The 21,226-nt window shown below is 65.4% G+C and carries 18 protein-coding genes; 10 read left to right on the forward strand and 8 right to left on the reverse strand.

Translation table 11 applies throughout. The features are described from left to right. Positions 1 to 115: 115 nt before the first annotated feature. The 9 genes from VGN46_RS05740 to VGN46_RS05780 are packed head-to-tail and all read left to right on the forward strand — an operon-like array spanning position 116 to position 11,510. Positions 116 to 1,057, forward strand: a complete 942-nt coding sequence (locus tag VGN46_RS05740; protein WP_331641705.1) for a 4-hydroxyproline epimerase — start codon at positions 116 to 118, stop codon at positions 1,055 to 1,057. Then, complete coding sequence (locus VGN46_RS05745; RefSeq protein WP_331641564.1) at positions 1,054 to 2,151, forward strand: FAD-dependent oxidoreductase; 1,098 nt, start codon at positions 1,054 to 1,056, stop codon at positions 2,149 to 2,151. The genes VGN46_RS05740 and VGN46_RS05745 overlap by 4 nt, the downstream gene beginning before the upstream one ends. Next, positions 2,148 to 2,396: a (2Fe-2S)-binding protein gene (locus tag VGN46_RS05750; protein ID WP_331641566.1), complete on the forward strand. Its 249-nt coding sequence runs from the start codon at positions 2,148 to 2,150 to the stop codon at positions 2,394 to 2,396. Before VGN46_RS05745 ends, VGN46_RS05750 begins: the two co-directional genes overlap by 4 nt. Next, complete coding sequence (locus tag VGN46_RS05755; RefSeq protein WP_414675226.1) at positions 2,368 to 3,687, forward strand: FAD-dependent oxidoreductase; 1,320 nt, start codon at positions 2,368 to 2,370, stop codon at positions 3,685 to 3,687. The genes VGN46_RS05750 and VGN46_RS05755 overlap by 29 nt, the downstream gene beginning before the upstream one ends. Continuing rightward, the gene (locus VGN46_RS05760) at positions 3,684 to 4,589 is read left to right on the forward strand and encodes a dihydrodipicolinate synthase family protein (RefSeq protein ID WP_331641570.1); all 906 of its coding nucleotides are present in this window, start codon (positions 3,684 to 3,686) and stop codon (positions 4,587 to 4,589) included. The genes VGN46_RS05755 and VGN46_RS05760 overlap by 4 nt, the downstream gene beginning before the upstream one ends. A 3-nt stretch (positions 4,590 to 4,592) precedes the next feature. Beyond that, entirely contained in the window at positions 4,593 to 6,206 is a 1,614-nt protein-coding gene (locus VGN46_RS05765; protein WP_331641572.1) for an aldehyde dehydrogenase family protein, read from the forward strand. Positions 6,207 to 6,218: 12 nt separating this feature from the next. Further along, a complete protein-coding gene (locus VGN46_RS05770) occupies positions 6,219 to 7,976 on the forward strand; it encodes a DUF885 domain-containing protein (protein WP_414675227.1) in 1,758 nt (585 codons plus the stop codon). 2 nt (positions 7,977 to 7,978) lie between these two features. Further along, a complete protein-coding gene (locus tag VGN46_RS05775) occupies positions 7,979 to 9,553 on the forward strand; it encodes an APC family permease (RefSeq protein WP_331641575.1) in 1,575 nt (524 codons plus the stop codon). Further along, positions 9,546 to 11,510, forward strand: coding sequence for a glycoside hydrolase family 127 protein (locus tag VGN46_RS05780; protein WP_331641577.1), 1,965 nt, complete (start codon positions 9,546 to 9,548; stop codon positions 11,508 to 11,510). Before VGN46_RS05775 ends, VGN46_RS05780 begins: the two co-directional genes overlap by 8 nt. Before the next feature lie 4 nt (positions 11,511 to 11,514). On the opposite strand, the gene VGN46_RS05785 is transcribed toward VGN46_RS05780, so the two are convergent. The 8 genes from VGN46_RS05785 to VGN46_RS05820 form a co-directional block, all read right to left on the reverse strand. After that, entirely contained in the window at positions 11,515 to 12,189 is a 675-nt protein-coding gene (locus tag VGN46_RS05785) for a hypothetical protein (RefSeq protein ID WP_331641579.1), read from the reverse strand. A 299-nt stretch (positions 12,190 to 12,488) separates the two neighbouring features. Beyond that, complete coding sequence (locus tag VGN46_RS05790) at positions 12,489 to 14,660, reverse strand: hypothetical protein (protein WP_331641581.1); 2,172 nt, start codon at positions 14,658 to 14,660, stop codon at positions 12,489 to 12,491. A 5-nt stretch (positions 14,661 to 14,665) separates the two neighbouring features. Then, entirely contained in the window at positions 14,666 to 15,385 is a 720-nt protein-coding gene (locus VGN46_RS05795; protein WP_331641583.1) for a PilW family protein, read from the reverse strand. Then, positions 15,382 to 15,813 (reverse strand): hypothetical protein, encoded by a 432-nt coding sequence (locus VGN46_RS05800; protein WP_331641585.1) that lies wholly within the window; start codon positions 15,811 to 15,813, stop codon positions 15,382 to 15,384. The genes VGN46_RS05795 and VGN46_RS05800 overlap by 4 nt, the downstream gene beginning before the upstream one ends. Next, positions 15,788 to 16,300: a pilus assembly FimT family protein gene (locus tag VGN46_RS05805; RefSeq protein WP_331641588.1), complete on the reverse strand. Its 513-nt coding sequence runs from the start codon at positions 16,298 to 16,300 to the stop codon at positions 15,788 to 15,790. Before VGN46_RS05805 ends, VGN46_RS05800 begins: the two co-directional genes overlap by 26 nt. A 5-nt stretch (positions 16,301 to 16,305) precedes the next feature. Then, positions 16,306 to 16,779 carry a type IV pilin protein gene (locus VGN46_RS05810; protein WP_331641591.1) on the reverse strand — a complete coding sequence of 158 codons (474 nt, stop codon included), beginning with the start codon at positions 16,777 to 16,779 and terminating at the stop codon, positions 16,306 to 16,308. 204 nt (positions 16,780 to 16,983) lie between these two features. Further along, positions 16,984 to 19,599 (reverse strand): helix-turn-helix transcriptional regulator, encoded by a 2,616-nt coding sequence (locus VGN46_RS05815; RefSeq protein ID WP_331641593.1) that lies wholly within the window; start codon positions 19,597 to 19,599, stop codon positions 16,984 to 16,986. Between the two features lie 90 nt (positions 19,600 to 19,689). Further along, complete coding sequence (locus VGN46_RS05820) at positions 19,690 to 20,043, reverse strand: DUF4242 domain-containing protein (protein WP_331641595.1); 354 nt, start codon at positions 20,041 to 20,043, stop codon at positions 19,690 to 19,692. A 154-nt stretch (positions 20,044 to 20,197) separates the two neighbouring features. On the opposite strand from VGN46_RS05820, the gene VGN46_RS05825 reads away from it, so the two are divergent. Beyond that, positions 20,198 to 21,172 carry a GlxA family transcriptional regulator gene (locus VGN46_RS05825; RefSeq protein ID WP_331641597.1) on the forward strand — a complete coding sequence of 325 codons (975 nt, stop codon included), beginning with the start codon at positions 20,198 to 20,200 and terminating at the stop codon, positions 21,170 to 21,172. Positions 21,173 to 21,226 lie beyond the last annotated feature (54 nt).

The following is a 21,226-nucleotide window of genomic DNA, read 5'->3' on the forward strand; positions in this document are numbered from 1 at the left end:
AAGGCCTCCACTTAAAGCGTCCACCAGGGCGGTGCTTCGGGTTATGCCAAATTCCGCATCCACCCTCGGCAAAGCCTTCTATACGTCGAAGGGGCGTCCCGGTGAGCATGATCCCATGCACCGTATCGAATTCATTGACTCACACACCGGCGGCGAACCCACCCGGGTCGTGCTTTCCGGCTTTCCCGACCTTGGGCGTGGCCCGCTCTCCGAGCGTCGCCTGCGCATGCGCGAAACGTACGATCACTGGCGCCAGGGTATCGCCTGCGAACCCCGCGGTTCAGACACCATGGTCGGCGCCCTGCTTCTGGAGCCGAGCGATCCGTCCGCCTGCGCGGGCGTGATCTTCTTCAATAACGTCGGCTACCTTGGCATGTGTGGGCACGGCACCATCGGCCTGGTGCGTACGCTGCACCACCTGGGCCGAATCTCCCCCGGCCGGCACCGCCTCGAAACTCCCGTCGGCATGGTCGGCATCGAACTGCTCGACGACGGCCGTGTGGCCATCGAGAACGTGGAAAGTTACCGGTACCGCCGGAACGTCGTGGTCGAGGTGCCCGGTCACGGCCTGGTCACCGGCGACGTCGCCTGGGGTGGCAACTGGTTCTTCATCACCAGCGACACCCCGCACCCTCTCACCCTGGCAAACCAGCGCGCGCTCACCATGTACACCGAAGCGATTCGCGCTGGGCTCGAACGTGAAGGGATTACGGGCGCCGACGGCCAGGAAATCGACCATATAGAACTGAACGGCCCCGACCAGGATACGGGTGGCGACGGCCGCAACTTCGTGCTCTGTCCCGGCATGGCCTACGACCGCTCACCCTGCGGTACCGGCACCTGTGCGAAGGTGGCGTGCCTGGCTGCCGACGGCGAGCTTGATCCGGGTCAGGTATGGCGGCAAGCCGGCGTCCTCGGCAGCATCTTCGAAGCCACCTACCGCTATGGAGAGCGCGGCGTGCTGCCGCGTATCACCGGCAGCGCGCACATCACGATGCACGGCACGATCGTGATCGACGAGGCCGACCCGCTGGCCTGGGGCATAGGCACCGCGTGAGTACGTTCGACCTGATCGTGATCGGTGCCGGCATCGTCGGTGCCGCATGTGCGGAGAAGGCTACCGCCGAAGGGCTGAAGGTCGCGATCATTGAGCCAGGTACGGTCGGTGGCGGTGCCACGGCGGCAGCGATGGGGCACCTCGTGGCGATGGACGACGATCCGGCGGAACTCGCGTTGTCGCGATATTCGCTTGCCTTGTGGGAAGCCTTCACCGATCTGCCTCTCGCTGAGTTCAGCCGTTGCGGCACGCTATGGATCGCCAGCAACGATGACGAGTTCTCGCACATACCCGCCAAACTCGCGCGACTCGCCGATGCCGGCATCGAGGCAGAGCTCGTCGAAGCGGCGTACCTATATGAACTGGAACCGATGCTTGCTCGCGGATTGCGCGGCGGCCTGCGGGTCCCTCGTGAAGGGGTGGTTTACCCGCCGGCCATCGCGCGGCATCTCGTGGATCGCGCGGTGGAACGGGGTGCCACGTTCCACGCGCAACACGCGTCCCACTTGCAACCAGGCGGCGTAACGCTGCAGAACGGTAGTGTGTTGCATGGCCCCGTGCTCGTCGCCACCGGCTGCGCCTTACCCCAACTGCTACCCTCGCTGCCGATCCGCGCGCGCAAGGGGCATCTGGTCATCACCGAGCGCTATGCGCCTATGGTGAGGCATCAACTCCTTGAACTTGGTTATGCCGACAGCGCGCACGGCGCCGATACCGCCAGCGTTGCCTTCAACGTGCAGCCGCGGCCGACGGGGCAGATACTGATCGGCTCGTCGCGCGAATACGACGCGAACGATGCTGATGTGTCGATGGATATGGTCCGGCGCATGCTTCAGCGCAGTTTTTGTTTCCTTCCGGGACTGCGCGATCTCGACGCCCTGCGCATCTGGACCGGCTTTCGCCCGGTGAGCGTGGATGGATTGCCTTACCTCGGCCGCGTGCCGGGGATGGCGGATACCTGGGTCGCGGCCGGCCACGAGGGTCTTGGTGTGACCACCTCGCTAGGCAGCGCTAGCCTTCTTATCGACCAGCTGCTGTCGCGTGCGACGGCGATCGACGCGACGCCATACGATCCCGCTCGGGTGCTCTCGTGAGCGGAGACCGTGTCCGCCTGACCGTGAATGGTGTGCCGGTCGATGTGCCTGGGCGGATCAGCGTCGCCGCCGCGCTGCTCGGCCTCGAGCGTCCCTTCCGGCGCTCGTTAAGTGGACAACGCCGTGCACCGTTGTGTGGCATGGGTGTGTGCTTCGAGTGTCGCGTGCGCATCGATGGCCGTGCCCAGCAGCGCGCCTGCCAGGTCACCGTACGCGATGCCATGCGGGTGGACACGGATGACTGAAGCCTTCGACATCGCCGTGATCGGGGCTGGCCCGGCGGGTCTGGCCGCAGCCACTGCCGCCGCCGGCGCGGGGCGCCGTGTCGTGCTCATCGATAGCCAGCCGACGGCGGGCGGCCAGGTCTGGCGCCACGACGTCGCACACGGCTATCCCGCGCCCGCCAGGCGGAGCATTCAGGGCGCCATGTCCGGGCACGGCGTGACGTGGTTGCCCGAAACACAGGTGGTCGCGGCCGAATCCGGTCATCTGCTCGTGCAGGACCCGCGCCGCGGCTATCGGCTGCCCTACCGTTCGCTCGTGATTGCCTCCGGCGCACGCGAACTGCTGCTGCCGTTTCCGGGATGGACGCTACCGGGCGTGGTCGGCGCCGGTGGCCTTCAGGCGTTGGCCAAGCAGGGCTGGGCTCTGCGGGGGCGTCGTGTCCTGATCGCAGGCAGTGGCCCCCTTCTGCTGGCCGCCGCCCATACCGCGCGCAGGCATGGTGCCATCGTGCTCGGCGTCCACGAACAGGCATCGGCCGCGACGATCCACCACTTCGCGCGCGGGCTCTGGCGCTGGCCGGGCAAACTCGCGCAAGCCGCATCGCTGCGGCTGTCGCTCGCCGGTATCGGGTACTACCCAGGCAGCGTCGTTACCGCGGCGCTGGGCGATGACGCCCTTTCCGCCGTGGAGATCGAAGGCCCGCGCGGTCATGAGCGCCTTGACTGCGACGTGCTCGCGGTTGGCTTCGGTCTCGTCCCCGACCTCACCCTGGCCAGACACCTGGGCTGCGCGACGCGCACGGATCATGTGCACGCACAGGTCGACGTGAATGCCCAGCAACGGACGAGCCGTGACGACACGTTCGCCGCTGGCGAAAGCTGCGGTATCGGTGGCCGTGACTGCGCTCGGCTGGAAGGCACGATCGCCGGGCTCGCCGCGGCCGGTGTACCGATACCCGCGGCGCTGCTGCACCGTCGTGACCACGCGCGGGCCTTCACACGCCACCTCGACCGACATTTCATCCTCTCGCCGCGCGTGCATGACCTCGCCCGTGATGACACCGTGGTCTGTCGCTGTGAAGACGTGCCGCTGGGTGCGATCCGTCCACACGCCAATGGGCGCAGCGCAAAGCTCGCAACCCGTTGTGGCATGGGCGCTTGCCAGGGCCGCATTTGTGGCGCCGCGTTGACCGAACTCGGGCACGGCCCAAGCACCGATGCGCGCCCACCTGTCTTTCCCACCCGGTTGTCGACCTTGGGCGAACCGGATCGTCTCCCTTCCCTTCCCGTATCGAGAGGCATCTCAACATGAGCAACGCAACCTTCTGGCACGGCGTCCTCCCCGCCATCACCACGCCATTCACTGCCGATGGCCAGGTCGATCACGATTTTCTTGCGAAGCACGCGGTGCAGATGCTCGATGCTGGCTGCAAAGGCATCGTTCCACTCGGTTCGCTGGGTGAAGCAGCCACGCTGAGCTTTGACGAAAAGGTGGCTATCCTGCGTACGCTGGTCAGGGCTCTCGACGGCCGCGGCCCGGTGATCCCGGGCATCGCCTCACTCTCCACTGACGAGGCCGTTCGCCTTGCACAGGAGGCCAAGGCGATCGGTTGTTCGGCGCTGATGGTCCTGCCGCCCTATGTCTACTCCACCGACTGGCGCGAGATGAGCGCGCACGTGAAGGCCGTGATCGCCGCCACCGACCTGCCCTGCATGCTCTACAACAACCCGGTGGCCTATAAGACGGACTTCGCCCCGGCGCAGATCGCCGAGTTGGCCTCCCAGTTCCCGAACCTACAGGCCGTGAAGGAATCCTCCGCCGACGTGCGCCGTTTCGCCGCGATCCGCGCGCTGCTCGGCGACCGACTCGAGCTGCTCGTCGGTATGGATGATGCCCTGGTCGAAGGTGTCAGCATGGGGGCAACCGGCTGGATCGCCGGCTTGGTCAACGCCTATCCGGAGGAATCCGTGAAGTTGTTCGAGCTGGCTCGCGACGGTGGCCCCAAGGCCGCTGAATCGCTCTATGCCTGGTTTTTGCCGCTGCTCCGCCTCGATACCGTGCCCACCTTCGTGCAGCTCATCAAGCTGGTGCAGGCGCGCGTCGGCATGGGCAGCGAAACCGTACGCGCGCCGCGCCTGCCCGTCGCGGGTGCGGAACGCGACGCGGCAATGAAGGTCATCGATCACGCCATCGCCACGAAGCCGGGAGTCTGAGCCATGAGCGACCAGCCGCAGGTTCTGGTGGGTGGCCGGTGGCGCGCCGCGGATAGGCCGACCGGCGAGTTCCGGGCGGAGGACCCTACCCGCGCCGAAGCCATCGGCCCGGCTTTTCCGGTCAGTAGTGCCGCGGACGTCGAGGCGGTGCTCATCGCCGGCATCGCGGCAGCTGCCGACCTGGTAGCCACGGCACCCGAACGCATCGCGGATTTCCTCGAACGTTATGCGTCGGCGATCGAGGGCGATGCCGAAACGCTCGTCGCGCTAGCGGCGGCGGAAACCGCACTGCCCGCCGAGCCACGTCTGCGCTCAGTGGAACTGCCACGCGCGAGCGGGCAACTTCGCCAGGCAGCGCGTGCGGTGCGCGAACACAGCTGGAGCGATCCCGTGATCGACACCGCCAGCGGCTTGCGTGCGCACCGCGCACCGCTAGGCAAGCCGGTGCTGGTGTTCGGCCCGAACAACTTCCCGTTCGCCTTCAACGCGATCGCAGGCAGCGATTTCGCCTCGGCCATCGCCGCGCGTAATCCCGTCATCGCCAAGGCGCACCCCTCGCATCCGGCCACCTCGCGACGCCTGGCCGAGCTCGCCCACGCGGCGATCCTCGCCGCCGGCCTGCCCGCCGCGGCGGTGCAGATGCTCTACCACGTCGATAACAGCCTCGGTGTGCGGCTTGCCGGCGATGCCCGGCTGGGTGCCATCGGGTTCACCGGTAGCCGCGCAGGCGGTCTCGCCCTGAAAGCCGCCGCCGATCCGGCCGGCATTCCCATCTTCGCCGAGATGTCCAGCATCAATCCGGTCTTCCTGTTGCCGGGGGCGCTAGCCGAGGATGCCGATGCGCTGGCGGCGACGTTCTTCGCCTCCTGCACGATGGGCAGCGGCCAGTTCTGTACCAACCCCGGTATCGTCGTCGTCCCCAAAGATGCCGCCGGTGATGCGTTCGTCGCCCGCGCCACCCGCGAGTTCGCCGAGGCTTCCCCACGCCCGCTGTTTTCGCGTGGCGTACAGGAAAGCCTCGCGCGCGCCGTGCAGGGACTGACCGTGGCCGGTGCGCAGGTACTAGCGGGCGGTGACGTCGGTGCCGGCACGGGCTATCGCTTCCGGCCGACGCTGCTTAGTGTCGAGAGTGCCGCCTTCATTGACGACAAGGGCGCGCTGCAAGCCGAAGCCTTTGGCCCGGTCAGCCTGCTGGTCCGTGTCGATGGCGACGAGGCCTTCACCGCGGTGGCAAAGGCGTTCGAAGGGAATCTCACGGGTACGCTTTACCGCGCTGCGGACGGTAGCGATGACGTACTCTGGGCATCCGTCGCGCGGCACTTGCGCGAACGCGTGGGCCGGCTCATCGCCAACCGGATGCCCACCGGCGTGGCGGTTAGCCCCGCGATGAACCACGGCGGCCCCTTCCCGTCTACGAGCCAGGCCGGCTTCACTGCCGTTGGCATGCCGTCGGCCATTCACCGGTTCACGGCGTTGCACAGTTACGACAACGTTCCCGATGCGCTGCTACCGGATGAGCTGCGCGATCGCAACACAGTTGGCGTGCAGCGGCGTATCGATGGGCGCTGGTCCGACGCTGATGTGGGAGCCGGAGCATCGACACGCACCCACCACTGAACGGAGTGTCACGTGCCCCCGTACCTCGCCCGTCTTACCTTCCTGTTGGGCATTGCCACCTTCGCTGCCCCCGTGCTCGCCGACGACGCGACCCACCGCTTTCGCGATATCGCCGCCCGTGAATGGTCGTGGCGACAGGGCCAGTTCGCCGGCGCGGATGACGAGGATGGCCCGACGGTGCCCTCCGATACCCTGCCAAGGGTGGATGCGTCGACCCAGGCGGCACGTCAGCGGTACTGGAGCGAGGTACTGGGGCAACTTCAGGGGATCGACCCGAAGGAGCTGACGGGTGAGGACCCGGCCAATGACGCAGTGTATCGCCAGCAGATCGAAGTGTTGCTCGCCGACCAGCGTTTCATGACCTGGCAAATGCCCTTCAATGCCGACACGGCCTTCTGGAGCAACCTCGGCTTCAGCGCGCGGGCCACGTTCACCGATACCGCGGCGTACCGCCGTTACCTCGGCCGGTTACACGACGTGCCCCGCTACTTTGATGAGCAGATCGCCAACATGCGTCTCGGCCTGGCGCGCGGCTTCACGCAACCGAAGATCATCGTCGCCAGCCAGTACGATGGGATTCGCGCGGTGGCCAACGCGACCGACGACGAAAACATCTTCTACACGCCGTTCAGGAGAATGCCCTCGGTGATTCCCGCGGCGGAGCAGGCACGCCTGCGCGAGGAAGCGCGCAAGGCGATCACGCAACAGGTACGGCCAGCGTACGCGAAGCTACTGGCATTCATGCGCGATGAGTACTACCCGAAAGCCCGCGAGGGCCTCGCCGCCGAAGACCTGCCGGACGGCATGGCTTTCTATCGTTCGCAGATCCTCGAGTACACCACGCTCGACATGAGCCCCGACGACATCCATGCGCTCGGTCTGAAGGAGATGGCGGATATCCACGAACAGATGCTCGCGGTCATGCGCGAGGTGGATTTCAAGGGTAGTTTTCCCGAGTTCCTCCATTTCCTGCGCACGGACCCGCAGTTCTACGCAAAGACACCCGATGAGTTGCTCAAGGATGCCGCGTGGATCGCCAAGGAGGTCGATGCCGTGGTCGGCGACTACATCGGTCTGTTGCCGCGGCGGCGCTTCGCGATCAAGCCCGTGCCAGACGATCTCGCCCCCATCTATACGGGTGGGCGCGGCGGTCCCGGTATTTACCTGGTCAATACCTATAACCTGCCGGCGCGACCGCTCTATTCATTGCCCGCGCTGACACTGCACGAATCGTCCCCCGGGCATGCCTTGCAGATGCCGCTGGCGGCTGAGATGACAGGCCTGCCCGACTACCGCCGGTACAACTACATCTCGGCGTACGGCGAGGGGTGGGCCCTGTACTGCGAGTACCTCGGCCAGGAGATGGGTATCTACCACACACCCTACGAGCGCTTCGGTTACCTCAGTTACCAGGCATGGCGCGCGGCGCGACTCGTGGTCGATACGGGTATCCACCACCTGCACTGGACACGTGAGCAGGCCCGGCAATACCTGCGGGACAACACGGCCCTGGCCGAGCACGAGATCGACACGGAGGTAGACCGCTATATCGCGTGGCCAGCGCAGGCGCTGTCCTACTACATCGGCGAGATGGCGATCCGCGATGGCCGCGCACGTGCCGAGAAGGCGCTGGGCACGACGTTCGATATTCGCGCCTTCCACGATACGGTGCTCGCCACCGGTTCCGTGCCGCTTCCCGTCCTGAACCAGCGAATCGACGCCTTCATCGCGAGTGGTGGTAAATCTCCACATGACCAGGGAATCCATTGACCATGGCTGATGCATCGCAAGGCCACTTCCAGAAGCGGCTCACCCTGGTCGATCTCACCTTCATCGGACTGGGCGCGATCTTCGGCTCGGGCTGGCTGTTCGCGGCCGGGCATGTCGCCGCGCTCGCGGGGCCGGCCGGGATCCTCTCATGGTTGATCGGAGGCGCTGCGGTTCTGCTGCTCGGTCTGGTCTATTGCGAACTGGGCGCCGCCCTCCCACGCGCGGGGGGCGCGGTGCGTTACCCCGAGTACTCGCACGGCGCGCTGCTCGGTTCGCTCATGGGCTTCATCACGCTGATCGCGTTTTCCAGCCTGATCGCCATTGAAACCGTGGCCTGCCGGCAATACGCCGCGGCGTGGCTGCCCGCGCTGAACGTCCCAGGCACGACGCATGCGAGTGTGGTCGGCTGGTTCGCCCAGCTGGCCTTGCTTTTCGTGTTCTTCGCGCTGAACTACTTCAGCGTGAAAACCTTCGCTAAAGCTAACAACGTCGTCAGCATCTTCAAGTTCGTGGTGCCGGTACTGGTGGTTATCGTACTTTTGACGCACTTCCACCCCGGCAACCTGAGCATTCACGGACTCGCGCCCACCGGCCTCTCTGGCATCGAGGCGGCGGTGTCTGCCGGCGGCATCATCTTTGCCTACCTCGGCCTTACGCCCATCGTCTCGGTGGCCAGCGAGGTGCGCGACCCGCAACGCACGATTCCCATCGCGTTGATCCTGTCGGTACTGCTCTCGACGGTGATCTATGTGCTGCTGCAACTCGCCTTCCTCGGCGGTATCCCCACCGAGATGCTGGCAAGCGGCTGGAGCGGCATGGACAAGGCTTTCGCGCTGCCTTACCACGACATCGCGCTCGCACTAGGCTTTGGCTGGCTAGCTACGCTGGTGGTTTGCGACGCGGTGATCTCGCCCAGCGGCACCGGCAACATCTACATGAACGCAACGCCGCGCATCGTCTATGGCTGGGCTCGTAGCGGCGGCATCTTACCGATGCTGACGCGGATCGACCGACAGTCCGGCATTCCCCGCCCGGCTCTCTGGCTGACCCTCGCCTTGTCGATCTTCTGGACCCTGCCCTTCCCCTCCTGGGAGGCGTTGATCCAGGTCGTCTCCGCCGCACTGGTGCTGAGCTATGCGGTGGCACCGGTGACGGTTGCTGCGCTGCGCCGTAGCGCGCCGGGACTGGAACGTCCCTTCCGCGTCCATGGCTTCGCCGTCATCGGGCCCGTCTCGTTCGCGGTCGCCGCGCTGATCGTCTATTGGTCTGGCTGGAGCACGGTGTCGTGGTTGCTCGGCCTGCAGATCGCGATGTTCGCCGGCTACATCATCATCAAACGGGCCGGCGGCGCGCCACGCGATGTGCTCGCCCAGCAGGTGCGCTCGTCGCTGTGGCTGATCGGCTTTTATGTGCTGATCATGCTCGTCTCGGCGCTAGGTACGTTCGGCGGTAGCGGCCGCCTGGCGCATCCCTGGGATTCGGTGACGGTACTGGTGTTTTCTACGCTGATTTACTACTGGGGCGCATCGACCGGCTTGCCCGCCTCCGCGCTTTCACTGGATGACGACGATGAGTGACCACGACCGAGGCGGCGATGCCGTGCGCCTGTATGAAAAGCGCAGGCGATTTCTGAAGACCGGTGCGTTGGCCTTCACCGGTGCGCTCACCGCGCCCCGCCTGCGCGCCTTCGATACCGCCGACCCGGCCAGTATGGCCGCCGGCGCCGCCCGCGAAAAACCGGTATCCCGGATGCAGCCTTTCGCGCTGAACCAGGTCCATCTGCTCGATAGTGATTTCAGCCGTGCTGCGGCGGTCAACCTCGGCTACCTGCACAGCCTACCCGTCGATCGCCTCGCTCACAGTTTCCGCGTGCAGGCCGGCCAGCGCTCCACCGCGCAACCATTGGGTGGCTGGGAGAAGCCGGATGGCGAGTTGCGTGGCCATTTCAGCGGTGGCCATTACCTCTCCGCGGCGGCGCTCGCCTGGGCGGCCCAGGGCGACACCACGATGAAAGCGCGGGGCGATGAACTCGTTGCCATCCTGGCCAGCTGCCAGCGCCCTAACGGCTACCTCAGCGCGTTCCCCGAATCGTTCTTCGACCGGCTCAGTGCCGGCGAGAAGGTATGGGCACCGTTCTATACGATCCACAAGATCCAGGCCGGCATGCTGGACATGTACAGGCTGGCCGGCAACAAGCAGGCCCTGGCCGTGGCAACAGGCATCGGCAACTGGACGGTGCGCTGGCTCAACGGATTCTCCGACGCAGAAATGGCGCACATCCTCAAGACCGAATACGGCGGCATGAACGAGTCGATGGTCGAGCTATACGCCATCACCGGCAATACGCGCTATCTGGACGCCGCCCACCGCTTCGACCAGATGTCGCTGTTCGAACCGCTCACTGCCCATCGCGACGAGCTGAAGGGCTTGCACAGCAACACCCAGATTCCCAAGGTAATCGGTGCGGCAAGACGCTACGAACTCACCGGCGAGCCGCGTTTCCGCCGCATTGCGGAGTTCTTCTGGGAGACCGTGACGCAGAACCGCACCTATGCGACCGGTGGCTCAAGCAACGACGAGTTCTGGAACACCGGCCCCGGTGATCTCACGCATCAGCTGGGCCTGTACGCCGCCGAGTGCTGCGTGGCCTACAACCTGCTCAAGCTAACGCGCCACGTCTACGCCTGGAACGGTGACCCGCGCGCCTTCGACTATTACGAGCGCAACCTTTACAACGCGCGTCTGGGCACTCAGGACGCGCAGGGTATGAAGCTCTACTACTACTCACTCCAACCGGGCGGCGCGAAGTTCTACAACTCACCGATGGATTCGTTTTGGTGTTGCACCGGCACTGGCGCGGAGGAGTTCGCCCGCTTCAACGACGCGATCTACTTCCGTGACGGCGACGCGCTGCATGTAAACCTGTTCATCGCTTCGACCCTGGACTGGCCCGAGCTGGGCCTGACAGTGCGCCAGGATACGGATTTCCCGCGTGAGGCCGCGACGCGCTTCACGCTCACGATCACGCAGCCGCGAGAGATCGCCCTCAACCTGCGCATTCCATCCTGGATCGAGCCCGGCGCGACGTTGGAGGTCAATGGCCAGGTGCAGGACATATTCGCCTCGCCCGGCAGCTACCTCACCATAAAGCGTACCTGGCGCTCCGGCGACCGCGTGTCGCTGACCCTGCCCATGGCACCACGTCGCGTGCCGCTGCCCGGTGACGACACCCTGCACGCCGTCCTGCTCGGGCCGCTCGTCCTCGCGGCGCGACTCGGCGCAAAGGGTCTGACGCACGACCAGCAATACGGCAAGTACGACGCCGGCCCATCGCCGGAGCCGAAACCACTACCTGCCCCGCAGGTGGCCTCCGACGAGGGTGATCCGCTCGGCTGGCTGGTTCCGGCGGGGAAACCCTTGACGTTCCACGCAAACACGCGCCACGGCGTGGTTGAAGTGGTGCCGCTCAACACGATCCAAGGGGAACGCTACGCCGTGTACTGGCAGACCGAAGGCGAAGCCGGCACCGGCTGACGACTCACTCCTTCGGCAGCACGATGTTGAACCCGACGGTTACCCACGCTGAGTGGGTCTGTCCGCGATCCGCGCCGACCAGCACATCGAAGCTGGCGTCCTCGCTCAGGTAACGCCGTATCCCCGCCTCACCGGCCGCGTGGGTATCGCGGTAGGCCTCGGCCAGCATGGCCCAGTGGCCGGCGATCGCCACTTCAAACCCGATGCCTCCGGTCACTGCGCCATGCTTGCCAGGGGACTGTGCCCACCCCACGTTCGTGTTCATGACGACGCGACGCTGCGAATCCAGGGCGAAGGTCATCGGGACATTGACGTTCCAGCCGTCTAGGTGTCCGCGCGTGACGTTCCACGCGGTACCGACGGAAAGGCCAACGCCCCAATCATGCGTATCGAAATCGCGGAACACGCGCTTGATGCCGGGACCCAGAAGCGTGCTGGATGATGCGTTGTGGAGCTGGCTTACGCCCAGGCTCCACTCGGTGCCATCCACGGTGCACGCCGGCACCGCGGTGAGCTCCTGACCGGGCGTATAGGTGCGCGCCCAGGACTCGACCTGGCAGCGGCCCGCCGGGGTGAGCGTAGCGTCATCGACGAACAGGCTAGCGCCCGCACGCGCTTGCAGCGCGTACGTCGAAAGAAGAGCCACGAGAAACGTGACACGCAGGTGCTTCGAGAGCATTGGCGATCTCCGGGAACAACGGAAATGCCAAAGACCTCCCTGTCGGGGTCTTACGGATGTTCAGCAGATGGGTGCGAGGCGCACCGTGAGGCTGGGCTCACGTTGAGCGGGCCCGTCCTGAGCGGACGGAACCGACCTTGGGGTCAGTGTTCCGCCGGCTTAGGCGCCGTGCCGAGATCGACTATGACTGTCCAAGGAAGGAGGCCTCTGGATCGGTGGATGAAAGTGGCGGGATGATGCCGGACCCATCCCGCCAAATCAACCGCATGCAGACCTGATCTTTCAGTCACGCGTCATCTTCACAGATAACGCGACCACTGGACCACACTGCTATTTGCCGTGCCGCTCGATCCCGACGCCGCGCAGTCCTTCATGCACGGCAGCGTGCCGGGACTGTACGTATTCGGGAGCTGGGCGAAGTTCAACGACGTCGAACCGCTCCACGATACCGGGCTCTTGTCGGCGGCGTTCTGCGCGGACGACATGATGAAGCCGTTGATGGTGGAGCTACCGCCCGTGTTGACCTGGTTGCCGGCGATGACGCTTCCGTTCACGACCGAGCTTGCCCCGATATCGATATTGCCGCCGCTGAAGGTGTCACCGACGTAACCGCCCGCGAGGAGTCCGATATTGCCGATCGGGTTGGCGATCAGCTGTTGTTTGGCCGTATCGCAAAACGCGGTCGGGTAAACCCCGGCGAAGTCAGCCACCTGGGCGGTGTCCAGGGTGACGCCCGCAGGCGTGGCGTTCGTGCAGATAGCTGCGTATCCGGCGAAATTTGGCGAGTCCAGGCGGAAGCTGCCGCTGGTGAAGATGTTCCCGGTCGCGATCGCGGTGTCGAGGTAATAGCCGTTATCGAGGTTGAGGTCTCCCTCGAACCAGATGACCCCGCGGGCGAAGCTGCGACCGCTGATCTTCCAGGTGCCGTTGGTATAGGAGAGGCAACTATTGACCGTCGACTGGCCCTGGCAGAGCGTGCGGCCTGGTGTTGCCGGGGTAAGGCATGTGCCCTTCCCGCTTGCATCCAGCGTTCCACTGACAAGAGCGGTGCAGAGGAAATCCTGGTAGCCCCGACCGGAGGCGAAGGGATACGACCCGAGGAAATAGGTGCCATCCGTCACGCCGGTAACTCCCGAGACGGTCACCTGGATGGCCTTTCCCGCCACCGTGAAGGCGTAGTTCGACGAGGCGCGCAGTGCATAAGCGTCGACTGACTGCGGCGCCAACGTGACCGGCGCCAGCGGTGTGACGTCGACCGTAGGCACGGTCACAACCAGCCCGGGGCTGACGGTGACATTGGATGACATGAACGGGCTGGCTTTGGTCAGCGTGCCGCCGATCGTTCCGGTCACACTGGCCCAGGCATTGAGGTTGAGGTTCCCCTTCGCCAACAACGCGTCGACACCGCCAAACCCATTGATGGTGACGTTGCCCAAGGTGGTGACGGCGTGTGCGCCACCTCCCGTCAGGGTCACGTCGCCCTTGGCCTGGATCGTCGTGGAACCGGTATTCCCGCCTGCGTAGACGACGTAGCCGTTCGCGGTGATCGAAGTGGCGCCGCCACCGCTTCCCGTCCAAAGCACATTGCCCATCGTGGCGATCGAGCCGATGGTGATCCCGCCGCCCTGGACGAGGACATCCCCCATGGCCTTCACCGTGGTGGCACCGCCGCCCTGGAAGGTGACCGAGCCGTTGGCGGTGATGAGCACGGGGCTGGCCCCACCCTGGATGATCACGTTACCCAACGAACTCACCTGGGCGACGCTTGCGCTGCCGGTCAAGGTCACGTCACCGTTGGCGTAGACCTGGTTCACGTGGATGCCGCTGCCGATCGACACGTTACCGGTCGCATTGATGCTGTTCACGCCGGTGATCGACGCGCTATCGAGCACGACATTGCCCTGGACGTTCAGGTTTGCGCTCTGACCGCCAAGGACCGCGATGCCTCCGGTCATGTTGAGGTCTTTGTAAATGTTGATCGTGTCGATCGTCGCGGGGTTCGTCCCGCCTTTACTGCCACCGGGCGTGGTGCCTGCGTTGCCGGGCGTCACGCCATAGACCACTTGCAACGTGGCTGCCGTCGCCGCGCTGGTATCCGCAGCCACCTTGCCGGTCAGGTTGACCACGATCCGGTAGACCACCGGGCTGCCAGTGGCATCCACGCGCACCACGCTCGCGGTCAGCCCATCGAGCCCATCGATCGCGAGTGTCCCGCTCAGCGCGGCAAGCGTATCGGCAGGCAGCGTCTCGAGATAACGGCGGACAAGTTCGGAGCCCGTCCAGGCGGTCTGCTGGGCCGGTGTTATCGCATGCAGGGAGAGCTGCCCTTCTTGCGAGCTGCGCACCGCATGGACCACACCCGCGGTCGTGACGATCATCCCGAGCCCGATCATCAGGACCATGAGCAGATTGGCCATGCCGCCCTGGAAACGACGTGGCACGCGAGGGTGGCTGCGGCGTACAGGCATCATGGCAATCACGTCCTGAAGTTGGGCAGGCAGACGGAAAACACCGGGATCGCGTTGAATGGCGCGGATGCCGCAGTGGAGGTCGGGGCCGGCAGACCGGCGGCGTCGGCGCCTTCTTTCGTGAGGTAATAGCTCACGAGAAGGCTGTTCACGGCATCGGTCTGGCCGAAGGGCCAGCAACTGGCCGGTTCGAGGCGGAACGTGGATGCATCGCCGACGACACCCGGATCGACCAATGCCGTTCGCCTCCATGTCAGCTCATGCCATTCGGTCGGCGCGGTACAGGCAACGGGCGACAGTCGAAGCAGATCGTTGCCATCGACGAACAGGCCTTCGCAGGTATACGCGGCAGGATCGAGGGTTCCGGTCGCCCCCGTGGGGTTATAGCCCCAGAGGATGGCGTTACCGGTCACGGCGGAGCTGTACGCGCTGGCTGGCTCGCCGCTCATCTTGCCGGCCGCAGTCACGCTTACGTGCTGCAGCACGATCACATCCGTGCCAGCGACCGCCTGGTTAATGCCGAACCCCGCCTGCTGAAGCTGTTGTTGGGCGACCAGTGACGACGTGGCCAACTGCGCATCGATACCGGCGCGCTGCCTGACATCGTACGAGGTGGTGACCAGCATTCGATACAACACGAGCATGGCGGCAATGCAGATGACCCCGATCAGCAGGCCGATCATCATGCTGACGAGCGTGAAACCACGACTGCGCGGGTGGCCTTTCATCCGCAGGTCACCTTGGCATTGTTTCCCACCTTGATCGTGCCCTCGAACTGACCTGCGGAATCCTTGGGCACACAAAGCACGACGCTCGAGGGTTGGTCGATGCTCACACCGCCTACCGACACCTTCATGCCCTCAGCGCACTTCACGTCCAGGGATTGATGGGCGTATGAGCCAGGCAGGATGACCGCCGCTCGTGAGTGGCTAGCCGCACCCGGGCATAAGGTGGCGCCGTACTGCTGGAGCAGGACGCGCATTTGCGTGGTCGCCGCGCCATTGGCACGGGTCTGGCGCGCGCTCACGTTCATGCGCGAGGCGATGTACGTCGACCCGGCACCGATGATGGCCATGATCAGCACGCATATCAGCGACTCGAGCAAGGCATCGCCGCGGGCCTTACGCACGTCACGGTATGGATACGGTAAGCGCATTCTCGTTCCCCACGATGACGTTGATGATCGCCTGCTGGCCGTTGTTGGGCGCGGGCGTACAGTGCAGGCCACCCACGGTCGCATCCAGTGCAAGACCGCGTTCGTTGTAAGCCACGCAGCTCAGCGCTCCGCCACCGGTGGCCAGGGTCACTTTGGCGTCCTCGGGAAGCGTGCTCGACCACACGATCCCGGCGGCGCAACTTAGGCTTGTACCGACGGGTACCACCACCCGCGCGTCGCTGCCGATAAGACAGGCAGCTGCCACGGGAAGCGTCTGATCCGTCTGCCCCGCGGCATTGCGAAGACTTAGCGCCTTTGCCCTTCCCAAGGCCTCGATCAGCATGCCGTACGCGCTGCGCTGGTGTGCCGATTGCACCCAGGCACGGGTGAGCGGCGTGCTGAGCAGGATGAGGAAGGCCAACACCGTAAGCGTGACCATGAGTTCGATCAGCGAGAACCCGCTCGCTTCACCCTTTCGCCCTGTCACGGCGCTCACCAGGCGGTCACGGTGCCGCAGTTATCCACCTGGCCGATCTGCGCATTGGCTGCGCTGGTCGCGCTGCCGGCTGGGTACATCGTGCTGTTGAGAGTCAACTTGCAGCCGGTGACCTTACCCTGGCTCCCGGTGGCGACGAGCTGGTAGCTGCTCGCTGTCGAGGTCATGGTGTAAGTGAAGTTGTTGTATTGCGCGGGCTTCCAGCCGGGATACGCACTGACCGTCGCATCGGTCGAGGTCGTGGTATGCGCTCCATAACTGAGATTGCGCTGGAGCTCGTTCTCGAGGTTAAGCGAGAGCGCGGTGAGATCGCCCTTGGCCGCCTGGATCTTGCTCCGGGTGATGTACCCGCTGTAGATCGTGATGGCGATCGCCGCGAGAATGCCAACGATGGCAACGGCGACCATGAGTTCGATGAGTGTGAAACCTCCAGCGCGCTTCGGCGCCGGCGGCTTGGTCTGACGGTTCACTACGGTCTTCCCCTGTAGAAGAGTCGAAGCGGTGGGTTAATGGCTATGGTGGGAAATGGTAGCGGTGAGCCATTCACACGGCCTCGGCCCGCGCGGGCCGAGTTCCTGTCAGATCAGGCCATGTTCGCGAACTGCGACAACCGACGCAGACAGATCGCATCGATCGCCATCGTGCGAAGTGCACTTCCGCCGGGAATGCGGCGACTAGCCCTGGTCCGTCAGGCCGATCCGCCCCGCTGCAGCGACGGCCTCGCCGCGCGAACTCACGTCCAGCTTGCGCAGGATCGCCGAGATGTGATGCTCCACGGTCTTCTCTGAGCGCACGATCTGTTGCGCGATGTCCGCATTCGAAAGGCCTTTCACCAACAAGCTCATGACGTGGCGTTCGCGCGCGGTGAGGCCTGCCGGATTCGCCGCGGTACTGGCCCGCGGTCCTCGCGTGACGCCGCGTACGCCCGCTTGCCGCAATTCACCTCGGCACAGCTTTACCGTGGCACAGGCACCCAGTGCCTCGAAAATGGCAAGGGCTTCCAGCTTGTGTGCTTCATCGCCATCCCACAGCGCGATCGCGCGCATGTACGGGCAATCGAGCGTCGCCCAGGCGTCGGCGGCACGCTGCCACTCGCCATCGCATTGCATGGCGTAGGGATCATCCACAGCGCGATACGTCCCCTGCTCCTCGCCCAGCTTCCAGCACCAGAAGGCAAGTTCGCCGAGTTCGCGACGCTCACCTAGCCCTTCGGCCATCGTGTAGGTTTGCCTTACCCACGCGTCCGTCAACCGCGTGCTGCCTTGCAGCCACGCTGCTTCTGCGCGTGCGATCGCCACGGGTGCAAGCCGCTGGAACTCGCCGGTGCTGCTCGCCAGTTCGCTGGCTTCATCAAGCATGGCATCGGCACCGGAATCACCGCGGCGCAGGCGGATGCGTGCGAGCACGGCCATCGCGGGGATCCGGGTGACGGGCGCCACCGCGTCACGGATGATGAGCTGGCTGGCCAGGCGTGCCGCATCGTCCCAGCGGCCCTGTTCGAAATCCATGCGGGCCTTCCAGGCGAGGACGTAGTTTGCCCACGAATCGAGATCGCGCTCAGCGAAGTAGGCCCGGGCTTCGTCGATCGATTTCGCCGCACGCACGTAGTCGCGCGTGGTGACTTCGGTACTGGTCAGGTTCGCATAGGCGCGGGCGACGTGTTCGCCGTAGTTGTGTTCGAGTGCGACCGCCAGGCTGGCTTCGAGCAGCGCCCTGCCCTCCGGGTCGCCGGTGCCGAGCATGGCGGTGCCGACGTTGTTCATGGCATGGCAGAGGACTTCGGTATCGCCGATGCGCTTGGCGAGTTCGGTCGCGCGGGTGCCCCACGCCACGGCTTCCGCGGTCTTGCCTGCAAGCATGTACAGCTGCGAGCGGTTGCTCAGCGCCCAGGCCAGCTCACGGTCTTCAGACAGTTGTTCGAGCAAGGCCACGGCCTGGTCGGCATAGGCTTCCGCCTCACCGTTCAGGCCGGCGAACCAGCGCAGGCGTGATAACCAACGCAGGGTGTGCCCTTCCTGGGTGAGGTCGCCGAGTTCACGCCAGATGGCCAGCGCACGCAGGGTCGCGGTCATGGCCTCGTCGGCCTGGTCGGTGAGGTAGCACTGGTAGGAGCGGCGACCCAGAAGCTCGGCCTGCTCACGCGGCGACAGGTTCCATGCGTGGGCCAGCGCGACGCCATACAACTTGGCAGCCTCACAGTGCGAGCCGTGCGAAATGGCTTCCTCGGCAGCCGCAGGCGCATAGGTCAGGACGGCGGTAGCGTCGCCAGCGCCCGCGGCGTGATGCACCAGGCGGGCAAAAGGAACCGCATGTTGAGAGGGTGCGGGGGTGTCCTCGTTCTGCGCTTCGAGGTGAGCGAGCATCTGCGCGTGGAGCATGGCAGCCTGGGGCGCGGCCAGCGCCTGCTCCATCGCGATGCGTGCGAGCTCGTGGCGATAGGCGTACCAGCCATCGGTGAGCGTGATGAGCCCTGACGCGAGAGCGGCGGAGATGTCTTCGGCCATGGGCGCAAGGACGGCGTCGACGGTGGCGATATCGATGCGCGCTGGCACGATCGCCACGAGGTCAAGCAGTGCGCGTACCGATGGGATTTGCCGTGCGGCACGCGCCAGCACGGCATCGCGCACGCTGGCCGGCACGCCCTCCGCGCGCAGAACCTCGGTGACGAAGAACGGGTTGCCGGCCGTGGTGGCGAAGATGCCATCGACGGCGCAGCCGGACTCGCGCGCCATACGCGCGACGCCTTCTTCCGATAGCGGCAGCAAAGGAATGCGCATCGCGGCATCGGCCGGCAGATCGCCAAAGACCAGTTGCAACGGATGCCTGTCACCTATCTCATCGTCACGGTAGGTAAGCAGGAGCATGGCGCGCAGCGGGTGGATGCGCCGGGCCAGGTATTTCACGAGATCCAGGGTCGCGGTATCCGCCCAGTGCAAGTCCTCGAGGACCAGCAGCGTGGTGCGGCAGGACTGTTGCAGATCCGCCAGCACGGCGCTGAAGAGCCGGGCACGTGAGCCATCGACCCCCAGCATGCCCTGCACCTCGGCGTCGAAGGCGTGGGCCATGTCGTAGATCGGCCCCAATGGCCGGGGCGAAAACAGGGCCTCACAACTGCCCCAAAGCACCCGATCACCCTCCACGGCCCGGTCGCGCACGAGCCGGCGCACCAGCGCCGTCTTGCCGATCCCCGCCTCACCGCTGACGAGGACGGTGAGTCCGGTGCCCTGGTCTGCTCGCCCGACGGCGTCGTGCAAGCGTTGCAGGGCGTAATCGCGTTCGATGAGTTCCACCTACGGGCTCCCCGGAACCTGCCCGCGCATTCTTGCACCGGGCAGGTTCCAGACGAGTGAAGCGGCGTGCCGCTGTTGTAGCTTTCCGCCTCAGGCCGCCAGGTAGCTGAACGGAAGCCAGGGAGCGCGCAGACGGGAACGTGCCGTGGATTCGCTGCCCGCATGGCCGATACCCAGATAAAAGTACGGATCGAGCACCGAGACCTCGGTGATGCTGCCGACCGGTAGCTTGTTCCGGCGAGCCACCTCGCGGATGGCCTCCGGGCTGGGAGCGTCATAGACACAGAAGGTCACCGTGCGGTCCAGGCTCACATAGGAATGCACCCAGGTGACCCCTTCTTCCGCATTGGTGTCGACGATCTTGCGGCACAGCCGGTCGCCGGTCTCATTGGTGGGCAGATCGAGGCCGCCAGGGAAGGAACGTTCAACGATATAGCGAGACATGGGTGTTCTCCGTGGGGAAGGCAGTTCAATGTCGAGCTGCGAGTTCAGACTACGGAGACCGGGCCCGCCCGCCATCGGGGATATCCCCCAGATTGCACGCACGAGCCCCTCAGTTTGGAACCCTCGATATGGACCCAACCGTGCGGGCACCCGCTTGACGCTCGCCATCCGGATCAAGCCCAATGGCCGCACCATGCGCCGCGAGATCGCCATCGTCGTTTTCCCCGGGTTCCAGCTGCTGGATGCGGCTGGCCCGATCGCCGTGTTCGAGATGGCCGAACGGTTCCGGCCGGAGAGCTATGCGATCCACGTCGTCGCCCCTGGCGGTGGCGTGGTGCGCAGCTCGTCAGGTGTATGCCTGACCGCGGCACCGCTGGAGCACACGCTGTTCGATACCGTGATCGTCTCCGGTGGCAACCTGGCGCAGGTCGAAGCGGGCCAGTCGGGGATCGCGGCGCTGCTTGCGGGCGACGCCTGGCGCCGGGCGGCAGGCGTTTGCTCCGGGGCGTTCTTCCTCGCTGAATCCGGCCTGCTTGATGGCCGGCTCGCCACCACGCACTGGGCGGCAGCCGAGCGCTTCCGCCAGCTGTATCCGAAGGTGCGGCTCGATGCGGACCGGATGTTTGTCAGGGACGGCAAGCTCTGGACCTCGGCGGGCATTTCCGCGGGGATCGATCTCGCCCTGGCCCTGGTCGAAGACGACCTCGGCCCCGGTATCGCGCGACGCACGGCGCAGCAGCTCGTGGTGCACCAGCGGCGCCACGGTGGGCAATCGCAGTACTCCGTGCTGATGGAACAAGGGGGCAAGACCGGCCGCTTCGGTGAACTGATCGGCTGGATGCGCACGCGACTTGACGAGCCGATGTCGGTCGAGCGCCTCGCCGAACGGGCCGCGATGAGCCCGCGCAACTTCGCCCGCGCGTTCGCGGCGGATATCGGTGCGACACCAGCGAAGGTCGTCGAAGGCTTGCGTCTGGAAGCGGCGCGCATCGCCGTGGAAACCGGCCACCTCAACCTGGAGCACATCGCGATGTCGACCGGTTTCGGCGACGCTAGCCGCATGCGGCGCGCGTTCGTGCGTGCCTTTGGCATGTCGCCGCAGGATCTGCGCCGTAGTACGGGTACCTGAGCGCAGCGCTCGCGCGCTGTCTGCCGCCCTTCCCGGCTGGCCGTTTTCGCTCGG

The organism is Luteibacter sp., assembly GCF_036500425.1.
In the GTDB taxonomy this organism is placed as follows: Bacteria; Pseudomonadota; Gammaproteobacteria; order Xanthomonadales; family Rhodanobacteraceae; genus Luteibacter.

Excerpts from the sequence above, each read along its gene's own strand:
- VGN46_RS05740 (WP_331641705.1), top strand. The coding sequence starts at position 116 with ATGCACCGTATCGAATTCATTGACTCACACACCGGCGGCGAACCCACC.
- VGN46_RS05800 (WP_331641585.1), bottom strand. The coding sequence starts at position 15,813 with ATGCGCTTACCGTATCCATACCGTGACGTGCGTAAGGCCCGCGGCGAT.
- VGN46_RS05795 (WP_331641583.1), bottom strand. The coding sequence starts at position 15,385 with ATGAAAGGCCACCCGCGCAGTCGTGGTTTCACGCTCGTCAGCATGATG.
- VGN46_RS05760 (WP_331641570.1), top strand. The coding sequence starts at position 3,684 with ATGAGCAACGCAACCTTCTGGCACGGCGTCCTCCCCGCCATCACCACG.
- VGN46_RS05775 (WP_331641575.1), top strand. The coding sequence starts at position 7,979 with ATGGCTGATGCATCGCAAGGCCACTTCCAGAAGCGGCTCACCCTGGTC.
- VGN46_RS05765 (WP_331641572.1), top strand. The coding sequence starts at position 4,593 with ATGAGCGACCAGCCGCAGGTTCTGGTGGGTGGCCGGTGGCGCGCCGCG.
- VGN46_RS05780 (WP_331641577.1), top strand. The coding sequence starts at position 9,546 with ATGAGTGACCACGACCGAGGCGGCGATGCCGTGCGCCTGTATGAAAAG.
- VGN46_RS05755 (WP_414675226.1), top strand. The coding sequence starts at position 2,368 with ATGCCATGCGGGTGGACACGGATGACTGAAGCCTTCGACATCGCCGTG.
- VGN46_RS05820 (WP_331641595.1), bottom strand. The coding sequence starts at position 20,043 with ATGTCTCGCTATATCGTTGAACGTTCCTTCCCTGGCGGCCTCGATCTG.
- VGN46_RS05790 (WP_331641581.1), bottom strand. The coding sequence starts at position 14,660 with ATGATGCCTGTACGCCGCAGCCACCCTCGCGTGCCACGTCGTTTCCAG.
- VGN46_RS05785 (WP_331641579.1), bottom strand. The coding sequence starts at position 12,189 with ATGCTCTCGAAGCACCTGCGTGTCACGTTTCTCGTGGCTCTTCTTTCG.